The following is a 15,260-nucleotide window of genomic DNA, read 5'->3' as shown; positions in this document are numbered from 1 at the left end:
TCTAATTGTTGTATCATTTAAGAATTGAAAGGGGAAATAAATACAATGGCAGAAATTAAAATTACACCAGAAGAACTTGAGCGAATCGCTAGTAACTTTACAAACGCAGCTGGAGAAGCTCAAAACCAAATTAATAGACTTGAAGGCGACATTAATAGTTTAGAAGGACAATGGGCTGGGGCAACACAAGCGAAGTTCCGAGGAGAATTTGCTCAATCTAAACAAGCAATGCAACAATATATCCCAATTTTAGAAGGGATTTCATCAGAATTAAAACGTATTGCTGATAAATTCCGTAACACAGATAACGCATATTAATAATAGAACAATTGCAAAAGACCAGGAGCTATTGTTCCTGGTCTTTTCTTTAAAAATTGTCATATGAGAGTAAGGGGATAAAATGGGATTCCGACCAGAAGTAGGAGAAAAAATTATTTTTAATAAAGATGTTTATCGTTTTGAGAAACATCCGGCAGTAATTGGGATTGAAATGCCATATGGGCAAGAGGGAAGACAAGGAACAGTTTATCAATTACAACATGAAAATGGTGTGGAACGAATTGCGTTAAAAGTTTTTAAAGAGCGCTATCGTGATGAAAAGCATCAACTAGCATTTTTAAAACCACTTTCCTCCTTAGCAGGTCTTAAAGTATGCTCACGCTATATTGTTACAAAGGAAGAACATGTATCTGCTATTGGAAAATCAGAAGATCTTACAAATAGTATAGTAATGCCTTGGATTGAAGGACCAACTTGGGCTGATATATTACAAGAGCAACGAATGCTAACAAAAGAACAATGTTTCTTTATTGCTGAATCACTTCTAACAACACTTAAAATGATGGAGGAAAATGAGGTTGCTCATAATGATCTATCATCAAGTAATGTACTCATACCTTTTTTAAGTGAAAATCCAATTGAAGACCAACATTATATTGAACTTGTTGATGTTGAGCAAATGTATGGACCAAAAAGTAAAAGACCTTCATTATTGCCAGCAGGTTCAGCGGGTTATGCACCAGTGTATTTAGAAAATGGGATATGGCAAAAAGAAGCCGATCGTTTTGCTGGCGCCATTTTATTAGGTGAAATACTAAGTTGGTGTAGTGAGGAAATTCGAAATAAAAAATGGACGGATGCAAGTTACTTTAAAACGGAAGAAATGCAGACGGAATGTGAAAGATATACGTTACTTCAGCAAGAATTGCATAATCAATGGAATGGGGAAATTGCACAGTTATTTAACCAAGCATGGAATAGTAACACTTTCGCAGAATGTCCAAGCTTTGCGCAATGGTACGATGTATTTCATAGTGCAAGAGAAATAGTAAAAATTGATGCGGAAAGGCAGTCAGAAGAAGAACACTCTCTTTTTGTATCGAAATGTTTGGAAATTGCAAGATTATTAGAAGAGAGAGGATTTAAACAAGCGGCATTATATGAATATAAAACAATTTTTAATTCACTCAATCCATCAACAGCTCTAAAACAAGAACTCGCATATATTATTCAAATACTAGAGAATCATGAACCTGAAATAGCTCAAAAAAAGGTGCTGCAAAGTTATGTGGAACTAGCTACTGAATTGGAGCGAGAAAATAATAAAGAATATGCTTGTTTCGTCTATTCACGAATCGTACAATTTCCAAACATTGATCATGCGTTAAAAAAGGAAATTGAAAGCATTATTAAAGAGATAAAAGAAGAAAAAGAGCCACCAATGCCAGAAATAGCAGCTACAATCACAGTTCCAAATAGCATTTTACAGAGCCGTAAACAAACAAAAAAACAAGTTGAATATGATATAGATGATGAAATTTTAAATGCAAAAGCATCGAATCAACCTCTTACATTAACGCATGAACAAAAAGAACCGTCCGGCTTCTCAATATGGTGGAACAAGAATAAAAAACGGGTTTTGATTATTGGCTCAATTGTAGTAGTTATTATAGGTGGTTCAACACTATTTTACTTTTATACAACAAACGCTAAATACCAAAAATTTATGGAACAAGCACGCCAAGCCTATCACGATAAAAAGTATACAAAAGCAGAAGAAGCTGTTGGTCATGCGATCGCAGTGAAAGGCAAAGACGAAGCGCACCTTCAGCTAGCAACGATTTACATTGCTGAAGGGAAAAATAAAATTGCAATCGACTACCTTGCAAAATTAATAAAAGATAGAGAAATAGATAAAGAAAATAATGAAGCAGCATATCTATTAGCTTCAGCGAATTTCCGTATAGGAAAATATCAAGAAGCAGTTCCGAATTTCGAACAAGCATTAGCGAATAATGCAAAAGGAATTGAACCATACAAAAAAGATGCGATGCGAGATTTAGCTGTAAGTCATATGAAAATGAAAGAATTTGAAAAGGCAGAAGATGTTATTGTCAAAATGAGTACGAAAACAAATGAAGATAAGGCAATTGTTTCGTATTTAAAAGGACAACTAGCAACGGCAACTGTGCAGTTAGATAAAGCTGAATCGTTCTTTAAAGAAGCTATAATGCAAGATTCTAAGAACGCTATATATACAATTGAACTTTCAAATTTATATGTGCTTTGGAATAAAACAAACCTAATTGATAGTGCGAAAAAAGAAATGAATTATCAACAAGCATCGCAAGTATTACAGGCAGCAATTCAAAAAGATATGAAAAATATTGAGTTACTAAATCAATTAGGAATTGTATATTACGAAGCGGGTCAATTTTACGAAACGCGAGATGGTGGAAAGAGTAATGCTGCGTATCAACAAGCGTTAGAAGCTTACAATAGAGTTGTCAACAACGGGACTCGCGACACAAATACGCTTGTGAATATAGGGATTTTATACGATAAAGTGGGACAAGGAAATGAAGCAGAGAAATTTTTCACAGAAGCATATTCACAAAATGATGAAGATCCTCATGTGAATTTTGCATTCGGGATGTTTAAAATTAAACAAAAAAAATATGAAGAAGCGAGTCGTTTCTTAAGAAAAACAGTACAAGCAAATGAAAATGAAACTGAAGTAAGAGCAGCACAAGAAAAACTAACAGAGATGAAAACAAACGGCTGGATTCAATAAAGATGCGAAAAGGGGAAGAAACATGGAAGAAAACAACAACAATCTAGGAAAAAAAGTCGCAATATCTGTAATGTCAGCAGCTTTACTTGGAACGTCAGGATATCTTGTTTATGACAAAGGCTTTAGTACAGCAGGAAGAGAAACGGTAAAACTAGCAAGTAATACGGAAGAGAAAAAAGATGATCGTATTACAGGAAGCAATTTACAGTCTATGTTCCCAAATTTAGTTGCTGATCCTGCAAAAAAAGATGACAAACCTGGCGAAAAACCAAACATTAATTTAGCAGACTTAATCGGAAATAATAAATCACCGATTACACCAGTGACGTATAAACCAGATGATGTGTCGGTGGAAAAGAAAGATCCACAGATTAAATTGTCAGATGCACCAACGCCACCAAAAATTGAAACTCCAACTAATATGGGGGGACCTGTGGTGGATAATCCTAAATCACCAGCAGATTCGAATACACCAGTGGATCCTAAGTTGCCGGTAGATCCAAAGCCACCAATAGATCCGAATACGCCAGTGGGTCCAAAGCCACCAGTAGATCCAAATACACCAGTGGTAGATCCAAAGCCACCAGTAGATCCAAATACGCCAGTGGTAGATCCAAAGCCACCAGTAGATCCAAATACACCAGTAGATCCAAAGCCGCCAGTGGTAGATCCAAAGCCACCGGTGGTGGATCCAAAGCCGCCAGTGGTGGATCCTAAACCACCAGAACCAATACGTCCAACAATTACAGTATCACCAAAAACAGGGGATATTCTTGTAGAATGGTATACAGCAAATGGAGAGAAATCTAGTGCAGTATTTTTTGGGGAGTTTTATAAGGCACAAAATCATTTGAAGCTAATTGATGGTATGACAAATACAGAGAATCGTGATGATTTACAGCTTATTTCTCAAGTTAGCTCTTCACCAGCAGAAGCTAATAAAGCAGCTTTGTTGCTAGCGGCAAATGATTCTTCTCAATTTGAAAAAGTAGCTAGTTCAAAGTATGAGCAACTATTTTATATTCGAAATCAGTTAAGTATATATCAGGATTCTGCTTTTAATAAACAAGAATTCGAACGTTTTAAAGAAAACAAGAAATATGTTGTTGAAAAGCTATCTAAAGATATTTTTAAAGCAGCACTTAATGAAGAAAAACGAGATGTAAATGCAGCTTTAAGTAAATATTATTTATTAACTTCCGTATTACAAGGCGTTGATGAAGACTTACAAAAGCAAGCTTATGATCGAGTGCAAGCAATTTTTAACCAAATGCTTGAAAATGAATTGAAAAAAATGGTGCAAGGAAAAGTTGAAGTTCCAACTGTGCCAGTTTTAAATCAAGGAAAAGAACAAAATAAAAATGTAGAAGAAAAAGCAACGACTGAAAAGGAAGTACAACAATCAAAAGGTGAAGAAAAACAAGAGAATAAAGAAAATTCGAAGCCAGAAGAATCGAAAACAAATAAAGAAGATACAAAACAAGAAGAAGTACAAACGGATAAAGAACATGCAAAACAAGAAGAAGCACAAAATAATAAAGAAGATAAAAAGGATGAGGAACAAAAAGATAATAAAGATGGTACAAAGCAAGATGAAGTAAAAACACCTGGACAATGGGCGATTGAACAGGTTACAGCGTATATGAACGAAGCGAAGTGGAAAGAAGCAATTGTACTAGCAGATCAATACATTGATCAGACAAAAGGTGAGGAACAAAACACATTGCAGGATCAATTGAAAAATGCAGTTGAGAGCTTATTAACACAATCAAAAGCAGAAGAGACACCTGCAGAAGTGGCATTACAAAATTATCACTTTATCTTAAATATTAAAAATGTAGTTACCGTACAGAAAGAACAGGCAAAATCGTTATCTTTACCTGTAATGCTAGAAGCCAAGGCAGATGAAGTGTTTGCAGAGAAAAATTATTATGACGCTGTATTATATATGGCAAACTCTATTCGTAATGGAAATAAACATGCTCGTGCATTTGAAAAATTACAAACTAATACAAACTTCCTTTGGAATCAAACTATGGAGCAATGGAATAATTTAAAGGGTAATTCTGGATGGCAAAGTGAAGTTAAAAAATCTGTTCAACCATCCCTTGAATTAATTGTATATTTAAAAGATATTTCACCAGCTATAGTGGATGATTCAAGATTCAATGAGAAAATAAAGGAAGCAACGAAGAAATTAGAAGGTATTCAATTGTTGAATTTAGCAAGTTATGAAAATAGTAAGAGTGATGAAGCTAGTCAATTGAATGCATTATATTATTATGGACAAGCTTATGAACGTGGTATAGCTGACGCAGGAGATATGAGTAACATTTTTAATAAGTTATTAAATAAAGCACGTGGATTTGAAGTATCTGATCCTGCAAGAGCTATGAATTTATATCGATTAATGTATACAACGCCTGGTGCGCAAGGATTTGGCTTCCAAGACGTAATTAGAAATTCTATTGATTACTTGAATGATTTCAATGTAGCAAGTCAATCGTTCGCGAAATATGGTAATAGCTCAAATGTGAAAGATATTGCAACAGCATTAGCTTATGCAAATACAGCTATTGAAAATGGATATGCAAATGAACAAAGTAAAGCGAAAATAAGACAAATTGCAGAGACGATGGTTAATGTTGGGCAAAATGCATTAAAGGGAAATGATTTAAATACTGCATATCAGTATTTCGAATTTGTAAGCCGTGCAGATTATAAACATGTTCCACAGGACGTTCGTAGCCAAGCAAATGATGGACTACAAGCGATAAAAAATGCTACTAAAAAATAAAGTAATAAATTTCGCCATCTTACCCAAAGTAAGATGGCGAAATTATTCCAAATAAGGAGTGAAAGTTAATGAGTTTACTAGAAATTAGTCCATTAGATGAGGCGTTAGTGGAAGCGTTGCAAAACGAAGAAAAAAGAGGCCATTTTTACGAGATATTACAGAAATCAAATTTATTCGTTGTTGCTTCTGTCGAAGGGGATACAAATGTAGATGAAGAAGGAAATTTGATTTCTACTAATAATACACAATTACAAATCCATTATTTTGAAATGGAAGAAGGGTTAATGTTACCACTGTATTCTGATCTAAAACATTTAGAAATGGTTATTCCAGAAGAATGCCCATATGTTTCTATGAATGCAGTTGAATTATTGAAAGCGATAGATTTAGAAGCGAATGTAATTTTGAATCCTGGAACAAGGTTTCAAAAATTATTTGTAAAGGAAGAAATTGAAGCGATTTGTGACAATAGTATTTTTGATGTTTTCTCTAAAAAGAATAAGTAAAAATTGATGCAGTTCTATTTCTTTTTGGTATAAAATAGAGGAAGGTGGGAGAAGGTTTGGAGATTAAAGTCAAACCTGAACAACTCGAACAAATTGCCAAAAATATATCAGAGATGCAGACACACAGCCAGAATATACAACAAAATCTCAATCAATCCATGTTTAGTATTCAAATGCAATGGCAAGGATCGACGAGTCAGCGTTTTTACGGGGAATTTATGAGATCGACGAAACTTATGGAAGCATACATACGTAATTTACAAGTTACAGAAAAAGAATTACGGCGCATTGCTCAAAAGTTTCGTCAAGCAGATGAGGAATATCAAAAGAAACAAACCGAAAAATTGAAAGAAACTCCTAAAAAAGAGGAGAAACATGAAAAATCATGGTGGCAAAAGGGAGTAGAAGGAGCAGCTGAATTCATCGGAATTAATGATGCAATTCGGGCGGTTACTGGTAAAGACCCTATCACAGGCGAAGAATTATCAACAAAAGAAAGACTCATCGCCGCCGGATGGACCCTTTTAAACTTTATTCCCGTCGGTAAAGTCGCGAGTCTTGCTGGAAAAGGAATAAAGTATGTCGCTTCTAGCTTCGGGAAGACAATTGTAAAAGCAGGAAAAAGACTAGGCGAAGGCGTAACAATGGTGGCCGGGAAAGCTGGAAAAGCAGCCGTCGATGGTATAAAAACAGCCACCCACAAAGTAAAAGAAGGCGTAAACTTTGTAACCTCTACAGCAAAAGGATTTGCAAACAAAATCGGTAGCTTATGGAACAAAGGTGCCACAACCGTAAAAACAACCTTCCTACAAGGGAATGAAAAGATCCAGCACGCAGTAAAAACATTACTGGAGTACAAATGGATCCCAGGTGTGGGAAAAGCCTACGTCATGCCTGGAGTAGGAATGGTCAGAGAAATGGGACAGCATTCTCTGAAAGATGCTTATCAGTATATGAAAAGTGTTGGAGAGAAGGGTGTTAAGGGTACGGGTGAAGATATAGGAAAAATAAATATTCCTTCCATTAGGAATGGAGAGTTCAATAAATGGTTTGACGATTTATCTTCAGAAGAGTTTAATACAATGTGGGAGAACCCTAAGTTAAGAAAAAGAATTGAAGATAGAATTCGAAAACCGGGGGGATATCATGAGTGGCATTTGGTGGCAAGAACTCCAAAGTTTAAAGAGTGGGGAATATCAATGAATGATATAAAAGAAATGAGAACTTTAACAAAAGATGTAAAATTTGTTAATCCACCTGGTGTTCATGGTGGAGAAGGTTCTACAGTAGCTCATAATCAAATTCTAAGAATTATAGATACATCAAAAGATTATGAAACCTTTGTAAAAAGATTAAATAATTGGGCAGAAGATAGATTGGAAAGCGGAAAAATGGGATTACCAATTGAATTAAGGAGGTAGTAAAATTATGAATGACCATGTATCAATATGGATTGGGAATTTTGAGAGTAAGGAAGAGTTAATGAATTATACAAATATTGAGTATACAGAAGATGGAGACAGTATTTCTTCAGCTTTCGAAAAAGACTTTAACTTAGATTATTATGATCGCGATTTAATTGAAAAGAAATGGATTAGTAAATCGACAAACAGTGTGAAGGATTTATTAGATGGATTTTCTTACTCCGATCAATTTTTAGAACAATTTGATACTATAAGATATAGTGAAGAATTTAATGCTGCTATTCTAATTTACAATTTGGAATATGATGCTCAAAAAACAAAAAGTAAATGTAAAAATAGTGATTTGAAATTTATCGGTGTTGCTCAATATACAATTACTGTAGATGATAGATGGTAATTTTTTAAACCTTATGAAAGTATGTGAGTTAAATTAAGCGGATTAAAAACCTTGAGTGGCTGATTGCCTTTCAAGGTTTTTTTACTTTAGTTTAAATTAAATAAGCTAATATTTGAGTGGGACAATTTGAAAATGATCTGTTTGAGAATCGAAAGCTCATGATGGTTGTACCATCAAGGCATTTTTTTAATACTTGCTTTGCGAGGTAAATACGATAAGTAGGTGAGATGACATGACATTTTATATGGTAGGTGTAGTTTATGACATGGAATAGCTAAAAACTAAAGAGAATGACAAAGCTCGTGGTGATAAAGTACGGCTAACTTAAAAAGGTGTTCGTACTCTGCGCTGACTAATAAATTATGAGTTGTATTTTTCCTAATGACGGTCGTATAATACTCGCTATCCGTTAAAAGGCTTCACGAAAATTAAAATTTATGTAACGGAAGGGTGAAAAGCTGAAAGTTGTTGGGTATATACGAGTCTTAACTTAAGGAAAGCTTTGGTTTGCATTATGAGAAGGTTTTTGAACATTGTTGATGGGATGATGAAGCACAAAACAGTTTATAAACTAGCCAAAATAAAAGAAAAAGAATTAATTTAATAAGGTGTTAAAAGGCTGATATTTTTATTTGTAGATTTTAAGATTACAACATAAGGTACGGGTAAAGAATATAAAAACTATAAGGATGTAGAATATACTGGAACAACTAAAGTTAATGGAGAAGTAAGGGATATTAGCAGACGGGTTTTTCAAAGGTTAGATATTGATTATATGAGAATTGACCCTGAAACTGGTATGACAAATCTCCAATTGATGAAAAAAGGAAGAGCACCAATTTGGAAAGATGGAACTGCTATAGAATTTCATCATTTAATTCAAAGAGAGCCCGGATCAATGGTGGAGCTCCCGGGTAGTATGCATAAGGAATATTATAAAATATTGCATGGCTTAGTGGAGAATGGTGGAAGCTTTAGAAACGACCCTGTGTTAAAAAAGCAATATTAAAATTTCAGGCCGAAATATTGGAGATGGAGAGCTAAACAAATAGATAAAGCTGAATTATAAAAGGAGGAATTTTGAATGAATAAAGAGGAATTAACCAATTTTATTAAGATAAATATGGAATCAGATGACTTTACTGGCGGAGTAGATAAAAAACAAGTTGATTATGTTCAAGATACCCTACAGTTAAAATTGCCAGAAAGTTATAAGTGGTTTTTAACTAATTATGGTTCTGGTGGGTTATTTGGTGTTAATATTTTAGGGGTGGCTAAGTTTAATATAGCTTCTGTTGTTATTGAAACAGAGAGTTATAGGGAGTTAGGAATGAGTGAGAATTTAGTAGTTATTGAAGATATTGGGGAATATGCGTATTGTCTAGACACTAGTAATATGGAAAACAATGAGTGCCCAGTAATAGCATGGGATAGACAAGGTGGACTTGATGACTACAATACAGCAAAGAATTTTTATGAGTTTTTATCACAAAGGTTATTGGATGCAAAAGAAGCATGGGAAGAAGAGTTTTAATATAGATAAATGACCTTGTTTAGCTTAAAGCTGAATAAGGTCATTTTTATTATAAGAAGATTAATTGTTTATGATGAATAGAAGTTATAAGTGTTATTAGTATATTTTTTACTTTGTATATAAGAATAGTTAAAGTTTTATACATAGGTAGACAAGAAAAGAGAATGAAAACGAATTTGTTTTTGATGTGGATAGAAAAAATATATGGTGTTTGAAAGTAAGTACTCTACGATGGTTGTACCATCATGGAGTACTGTGTGCAATGATAGAATAGAAAACAAAGTACGAGCTTAGGCGAGATGACATTTTACTGGACGACGAATATAAACACATGGAATGGACATAAAACTAACGAACTCGTACAATTTCGTAAGTTTAACGTAGTAGTTGTCACAATATATAAAAGGTGTCATACTGTTACTACAAAACTTACAAATTTAATGCTACTTAAAAACAGATGAACTTAAAGCACTTGATTGTCTATGAAAGGCAACAAGTGCTTTTTACGTTTTAGAATAGAAATGAGTAGGCACATTATAATTTTATAAGTGCACTAAATGTTAAATTTTTAATTACTGTATTTGTAGATTGTAATGGCTAAGTACAGTGTATGACGATAGTAGAGGGAAAAATAAAGGGTTGTGTTATTTTTTGAAGTCATCGTAAAGTACGTTTTAACGGGTAGACGTTACAAGAATTGTAATCATGTCTACTACATCGATAGATAAAGCTATTCAGCAAAATGAATCAGCACAACAACAAGATGATACGATCTAGATGATTAATAAACAATGCCCCATTGTATAGAGTTACAATAGGGCATTGTTATTAATTTTTTGCCATAAATCTCTGTTTGAACGAAGAAAGAAGGTTTCTTTTTTCAATTTTTTCTTTCGCTAATACACTTAATAAAAGTGAGTTATCAATTTGAGTTATATCACTTTTTAGTGCATTTTGCATTCCGGATAACATCATGTATACAGCTAATATAACGATAGTGAAAAATAAAACGGGGCCAAATGCTATCCAAGGTAAAACATTTAAAAACTGATGATTATAACCAAGTAAAACAAGGGTACCCGCAATGTTAAATGAAATGGCTTGAAATAGTGCTAAATGTAATAATAAAACTAAAGTTTGCAGCATTTGTTGATTAATCCAAATGAAAATTTTTGGCGTAAGAAAGGGTTTTAAATGTAATTTACAAATGTGAAAAAACCCACCGCCTAATGTTTTAGAACTTGTTACAAATTCATTTTGTAGTAATAAACGAATTTCATTACTGAAAAGTTGTACTAAATTAGGTACACTAATAAAAATCAAAACGGAAATCGTATAAGTAAGCCAAAGGTGTTCTTCCTCTGGAGATACAAACAATACTGGTGATAATAAAAAAATCGCTAATAAGGTAGTAGGTACGTATTGGAATGTTTCAAATAGAACATCTAAAAAGCGTACGTATCGATAAAAGTATGCATGAAGAACACCGAATATAAGTGAAAAGACTATACGGAAAAAGCTAATGATCACTGCATAAAAAATGGGTGTTTTTGCATCGTAGAGAGTCCGGATTAAAACATCATCCCCCTCTTTATCAACACCGAGAGGATGAGAAAAAGATGGCGGTGCTGGAGCAGTACTAACTAGTTTATCATCAATGTATTGAAAAGCAGGAACAGGTTTGATTTTTCCTGCGTCTACTTTTTCTTTCGTAATATAACTTGAAATAATAATAGTTACTAAAATAAATAGACCGATTAAAAATCGTATATTAAAAACTACCTTTTTAAGCATGTAAATCCCTTCTTCCTGATAAAATGCGTTTTAATAGTTCAAAGGAGAGATAGAATGGAATCGTTAAAAGTAATATACTTACCGTAATAATTTCCGGTGTTTGATGCATAATTAAAAATTTAAATAAGCCGTACGAGTTAAATAAATACTCCAGTACAATCATATTGGAAATCATAAATAAAAAAATAGATTTTGCATTATAAAAGATGGAAAGTAGGGCGTTGATAAGTACGTGTTTATATAAAATGTAAAACGGTTTTAATCCTTTTGCGACCGCAACATTTATATAATCCTTTTGTAGCTCATCTTTATAATTTAGTAGACTGATTTTGTATAAGAAAATAATCGGTAAGATACTTAGTGTTAATATCGGTAGCAAATATGTTTTTTCTTGCATTGTAGAAAAAGGTACTGTAACGAGTAAATTCGTATTTTTATAAATCCAAATGACAAATAATTGTACACAAACGATGAAAAATAAGTCTGGTAATGATTCTAGTACGTGCAAAGTTTTAAGAATAAGAGATTGAATGGGTTTAGGAAAGTAAAATGTAAGTATGGTAAAAGTAGTAGAGAGGAGTACGGCAATAAGAAAAGCGCAAATCATAATAATTAATGTATGGTTATATGATTCTAGTAAGTATGGAAATAGGTCTCGATCCGGTGATTGAATACCTGCATTGCTGATTTTGTAAGTAATTGTTGTAGGGTGAAATAAAGAAGAGATAACATTTAATATCGAATCTAAATAGTTACTCAAATTAAATTGTAAAGTTGGTGTTGGTTGCATTGCTAGTGAATTTGATGAACTTGGAGATTTACCAAAAAACAATTGTGGCAAAGAACAAATCGCAATAATACCAAAGATGATGAAAAATGAGCGGATAATAAAAAAACATCCATTCTTTAAATATGACATAATGTATTTTCTCCTTACAATTTATATTTGTAAATATTTTCTATAAGGATTTATAAAAATCCTTTTCGACAAAAAATTAATATATATCTTGACAGTAACAAATATAACCGATATACTTCATATTAATTTCAAAAGAAAATATATTCTAAATATTAAAATGTATTGAATAGGAGTAGTAAGGTCATGTATTTGTGCAGAGAGCTATGGGTTGGTGCGACATAGTCAAATGACATCCTGAACTCGCCTAGGAGCAGTAAGGTGGAACGGAATCACATTCTTAGTAAATCTTAACGGTTAACCTTCGATATTAGGTTTGTAATCAAACGATTACTACTAAGGTGGATTCATAATGGAATCAATAAGGGTGGTACCGCGTTAAGTAAATGGCTTAGCGTCTCTTTATATAAAGAGATGCTAGGCCATTTTTTATTATATAGAGGAAGAAATGGAGGGTTTATTAGGATGGGTATATAAAATTTAATTATTTATATAAAGAGATTTAATTAGGAGGAAAATAGGATGAAACAGACGGAGCAATGGACTTCGAAATTAGGTTTTATAATGGCAGCAGCAGGATCAGCAATTGGACTTGGCGCAATATGGAAGTTTCCTTATATTGCTGGGAAGAGCGGGGGAGGAGCATTCTTTTTAATTTTTATATTATTTACTGTATTAATTGGACTACCGCTACTTATAGCTGAATTTATGATTGGACGCAGTACACAGAAACAAGCAGTTGGAGCATTTAAAAGTATTGCACCAAATACAGGATGGCACTGGATTGGACGTCTTGGCGTTGGAACTTGTTTTATATTACTTTCGTTTTATAGTGTTGTAGGTGGCTGGGTATTAATCTATTTATTCAGGGGAGTAACAGGACAGCTTATTACTTCGGGACAAAATTACAGTACATTATTCACTGAAACAATTGGAAATCCAATTTGGGCTATTCTTGGTCATTTTGCTTTTATGTTTATTACGATATGGGTTGTATCAAAAGGTGTACAAAATGGGATTGAAAAAGCAAGTAAATACATGTTACCAGCGTTGTTCGTTTTATTTGTAGCTCTTATTATTCGTTCATTAACACTTGATGATGCGATGAAAGGTGTGAAGTTTTTCTTACAACCAGATTTCTCAAAGATTACTTCAGAAAGTATTTTGTTCGCAATGGGACAATCATTCTTTGCGATTAGTATAGGGATTTCGATTATGGTTACGTATAGTTCGTATTTAAATAAAAAAGAAAGTTTACCAAAATCGGCAATAACAATTGTTGGATTGAATTTATTCGTTTCTTTATTTGCAGGACTTGCTATTTTCCCAGCAGTATTTTCATTAGGAATGGAGCCAACAGAAGGACCTGGATTACTATTTATCGTATTACCATCTGTATTTAGTCAAATTCCATTCGGTGGAGTATTCTTAACAGTATTTCTTGCGCTGTTTACATTTGCGACATTAACATCGGCATTTTCTCTACTAGAAACGGTCGTTTCAGCATTAGCAAATGGTGAGCAAGAAAGAAGAAATAAACTATCATGGATCATCGGTTTCTGCATTTTCCTAGTAGGTATACCATCCGCGTTATCATTTGGAGTATGGAGTGATATTACGATTTTTGGTAAGAATATTTTTGATGCAGTAGACTTCTTATCTAGCAATATATTAATGCCACTTGGTGCATTGTTTATCAGTATTTTCGTATCGTTTAAAATGGAGAAAAAGGTATTAGAAGCAGAATTTTACGTAGGTGGAAATTATGGAAAGAAAGTATTTACTTGCTGGGTATTTTTACTTCGATTTATAGCACCGCTTGCAATAATCATCGTCTTTTTGAATGTAATAGGGATTATTTAAGTTTAAATGTTATAATGTTCAGTAAAAAGAAGGTGATGGGAATAAAAGCGGATTTTATTGAAAAAGGGAAATATATGAACATTAGAGGGAAAAAACTATATGTCGAAACACATGGATCTCCTGAAAATAAAGCAGTCTTATACTTACATGGTGGACCTGGAGAAAGCTGTTATAGTTTTTCATTTCATCAGGCGGAACGTTTAAAGGAATCATTGTATGTAATCATGTTAGATCAACAAGGAGTTTGTCGTTCAGAAGAAATTACAGAAGCAGAATCATTTATGTTACGAGATCTTATCGAGGATTGTGAAGCTTTAAGAGAAGAGTTGAAAGTTGAAAAATGGTCTATTATTGGACATTCTTTCGGTGGTTTTCTAGGGTTGTTATATGTATCGATATATCCGAACTCTATTGAAAAGATTATATTCGAAGGGCCGACTTTTGATTTTGTATTAACGAGTAGATCTTTATTACAAAAGACAGCACAGCTACTGAAGAAGCATGGAAAAGAAAAAGAGGCGAAAGAATGCCTAGATTTTTCAGAAAGTAATGCGAGTCCAGAAGAGTTATTAGAGGCTTATATAACATTAAGTGGTGAATTAGAAGAAAAACGAATGGAGATTTATGAAAATAAGGAGGATAAAACTGACTATAGTTTATATAGTGATGAAGAGTGGGAAGAATTTGCAAGACGTTCAGAGATTCACTTTAAAAGATTAAAAGATGAAGGAGAGATTTATAAGTCATTGTTATCAAAACTAAAAGAGGTAAAGAGTCCAATGCTTTTACTTGTAGGGCAACATGATGCAGTAACTTGTGAAAAGCAAATTCTAACATTTAATCAAGATACTCAAAATGGTAAGTATATCGTGTTTGAAGAGAGTGGTCATACACCACATTATGAGGAAGCAGACCGATTCGCTGAAACAGTCATTCATTTTTTGAAATAAAAAAAG

General features: G+C 33.4%; 12 protein-coding genes and 1 other annotated feature. Of the genes, 10 read left to right on the top strand and 2 right to left on the bottom strand.

Annotated features, from left to right (window positions below; translation table 11 throughout):
• The first annotated feature begins 45 nt into the window (after positions 1 to 45).
• From ACTFQM_RS04500 to ACTFQM_RS04465, 8 genes are all read left to right on the top strand, one after another.
• Positions 46 to 318 (top strand): WXG100 family type VII secretion target, encoded by a 273-nt coding sequence (locus ACTFQM_RS04500; protein ID WP_440033573.1) that lies wholly within the window; start codon positions 46 to 48, stop codon positions 316 to 318.
• 82 nt (positions 319 to 400) lie between these two features.
• A complete protein-coding gene (locus tag ACTFQM_RS04495) occupies positions 401 to 3,073 on the top strand; it encodes a tetratricopeptide repeat protein (RefSeq protein ID WP_440033571.1) in 2,673 nt (890 codons plus the stop codon).
• A gap of 22 nt (positions 3,074 to 3,095) precedes the next feature.
• Positions 3,096 to 5,870 carry a hypothetical protein gene (locus ACTFQM_RS04490; protein WP_440033570.1) on the top strand — a complete coding sequence of 925 codons (2,775 nt, stop codon included), beginning with the start codon at positions 3,096 to 3,098 and terminating at the stop codon, positions 5,868 to 5,870.
• A gap of 68 nt (positions 5,871 to 5,938) precedes the next feature.
• Positions 5,939 to 6,376: an SseB family protein gene (locus ACTFQM_RS04485; RefSeq protein WP_440033569.1), complete on the top strand. Its 438-nt coding sequence runs from the start codon at positions 5,939 to 5,941 to the stop codon at positions 6,374 to 6,376.
• A 56-nt stretch (positions 6,377 to 6,432) separates the two neighbouring features.
• Positions 6,433 to 7,797 carry a WXG100 family type VII secretion target gene (locus ACTFQM_RS04480; protein WP_440033568.1) on the top strand — a complete coding sequence of 455 codons (1,365 nt, stop codon included), beginning with the start codon at positions 6,433 to 6,435 and terminating at the stop codon, positions 7,795 to 7,797.
• 7 nt (positions 7,798 to 7,804) lie between these two features.
• Positions 7,805 to 8,197, top strand: a complete 393-nt coding sequence (locus ACTFQM_RS04475; protein WP_400486196.1) for an immunity 22 family protein — start codon at positions 7,805 to 7,807, stop codon at positions 8,195 to 8,197.
• Between the two features lie 775 nt (positions 8,198 to 8,972).
• Positions 8,973 to 9,206, top strand: coding sequence for an HNH/ENDO VII family nuclease (locus ACTFQM_RS04470; protein WP_440033567.1), 234 nt, complete (start codon positions 8,973 to 8,975; stop codon positions 9,204 to 9,206).
• A gap of 75 nt (positions 9,207 to 9,281) precedes the next feature.
• Positions 9,282 to 9,731, top strand: coding sequence for an SMI1/KNR4 family protein (locus ACTFQM_RS04465; protein WP_400486199.1), 450 nt, complete (start codon positions 9,282 to 9,284; stop codon positions 9,729 to 9,731).
• A gap of 828 nt (positions 9,732 to 10,559) precedes the next feature.
• Here ACTFQM_RS04465 and ACTFQM_RS04460 read toward each other — a convergent pair.
• Both ACTFQM_RS04460 and ACTFQM_RS04455 read right to left on the bottom strand, forming a co-directional pair.
• A complete protein-coding gene (locus tag ACTFQM_RS04460) occupies positions 10,560 to 11,525 on the bottom strand; it encodes a peptide ABC transporter permease (RefSeq protein WP_440033566.1) in 966 nt (321 codons plus the stop codon).
• On the bottom strand, positions 11,518 to 12,444 hold the full coding sequence (locus tag ACTFQM_RS04455; protein WP_440033565.1) for an ABC transporter permease subunit: 927 nt from the start codon (positions 12,442 to 12,444) through the stop codon (positions 11,518 to 11,520). The genes ACTFQM_RS04460 and ACTFQM_RS04455 overlap by 8 nt, the downstream gene beginning before the upstream one ends.
• 153 nt (positions 12,445 to 12,597) lie before the next feature.
• Positions 12,598 to 12,846 (top strand) — a binding site (T-box leader).
• A gap of 117 nt (positions 12,847 to 12,963) precedes the next feature.
• Between ACTFQM_RS04455 and ACTFQM_RS04450 the strand changes: the two genes are divergently transcribed.
• Together ACTFQM_RS04450 and ACTFQM_RS04445 are read left to right on the top strand one after the other, a co-directional pair.
• Complete coding sequence (locus tag ACTFQM_RS04450) at positions 12,964 to 14,304, top strand: sodium-dependent transporter (protein ID WP_440033564.1); 1,341 nt, start codon at positions 12,964 to 12,966, stop codon at positions 14,302 to 14,304.
• 35 nt (positions 14,305 to 14,339) lie between these two features.
• Complete coding sequence (locus ACTFQM_RS04445; RefSeq protein ID WP_440033563.1) at positions 14,340 to 15,254, top strand: alpha/beta fold hydrolase; 915 nt, start codon at positions 14,340 to 14,342, stop codon at positions 15,252 to 15,254.
• The last annotated feature ends 6 nt before the right edge of the window (positions 15,255 to 15,260 follow it).

This window comes from Bacillus cereus group sp. MYBK30-2, assembly GCF_051915945.1.
GTDB lineage: Bacteria > Bacillota > Bacilli > Bacillales > Bacillaceae_G > Bacillus_A > Bacillus_A paramycoides.
This window is presented reverse-complemented; position numbering and strand designations above follow the sequence as displayed.

Coding starts and splice junctions, on each gene's coding strand:
- ACTFQM_RS04500 (WP_440033573.1), top strand. CDS start 46: ATGGCAGAAATTAAAATTACACCAGAAGAACTTGAGCGAATCGCTAGT.
- ACTFQM_RS04495 (WP_440033571.1), top strand. CDS start 401: ATGGGATTCCGACCAGAAGTAGGAGAAAAAATTATTTTTAATAAAGAT.
- ACTFQM_RS04490 (WP_440033570.1), top strand. CDS start 3,096: ATGGAAGAAAACAACAACAATCTAGGAAAAAAAGTCGCAATATCTGTA.
- ACTFQM_RS04485 (WP_440033569.1), top strand. CDS start 5,939: ATGAGTTTACTAGAAATTAGTCCATTAGATGAGGCGTTAGTGGAAGCG.
- ACTFQM_RS04475 (WP_400486196.1), top strand. CDS start 7,805: ATGAATGACCATGTATCAATATGGATTGGGAATTTTGAGAGTAAGGAA.
- ACTFQM_RS04470 (WP_440033567.1), top strand. CDS start 8,973: ATGAGAATTGACCCTGAAACTGGTATGACAAATCTCCAATTGATGAAA.
- ACTFQM_RS04465 (WP_400486199.1), top strand. CDS start 9,282: ATGAATAAAGAGGAATTAACCAATTTTATTAAGATAAATATGGAATCA.
- ACTFQM_RS04460 (WP_440033566.1), bottom strand. CDS start 11,525: ATGCTTAAAAAGGTAGTTTTTAATATACGATTTTTAATCGGTCTATTT.
- ACTFQM_RS04455 (WP_440033565.1), bottom strand. CDS start 12,444: ATGTCATATTTAAAGAATGGATGTTTTTTTATTATCCGCTCATTTTTC.
- ACTFQM_RS04450 (WP_440033564.1), top strand. CDS start 12,964: ATGAAACAGACGGAGCAATGGACTTCGAAATTAGGTTTTATAATGGCA.
- ACTFQM_RS04445 (WP_440033563.1), top strand. CDS start 14,340: ATGGGAATAAAAGCGGATTTTATTGAAAAAGGGAAATATATGAACATT.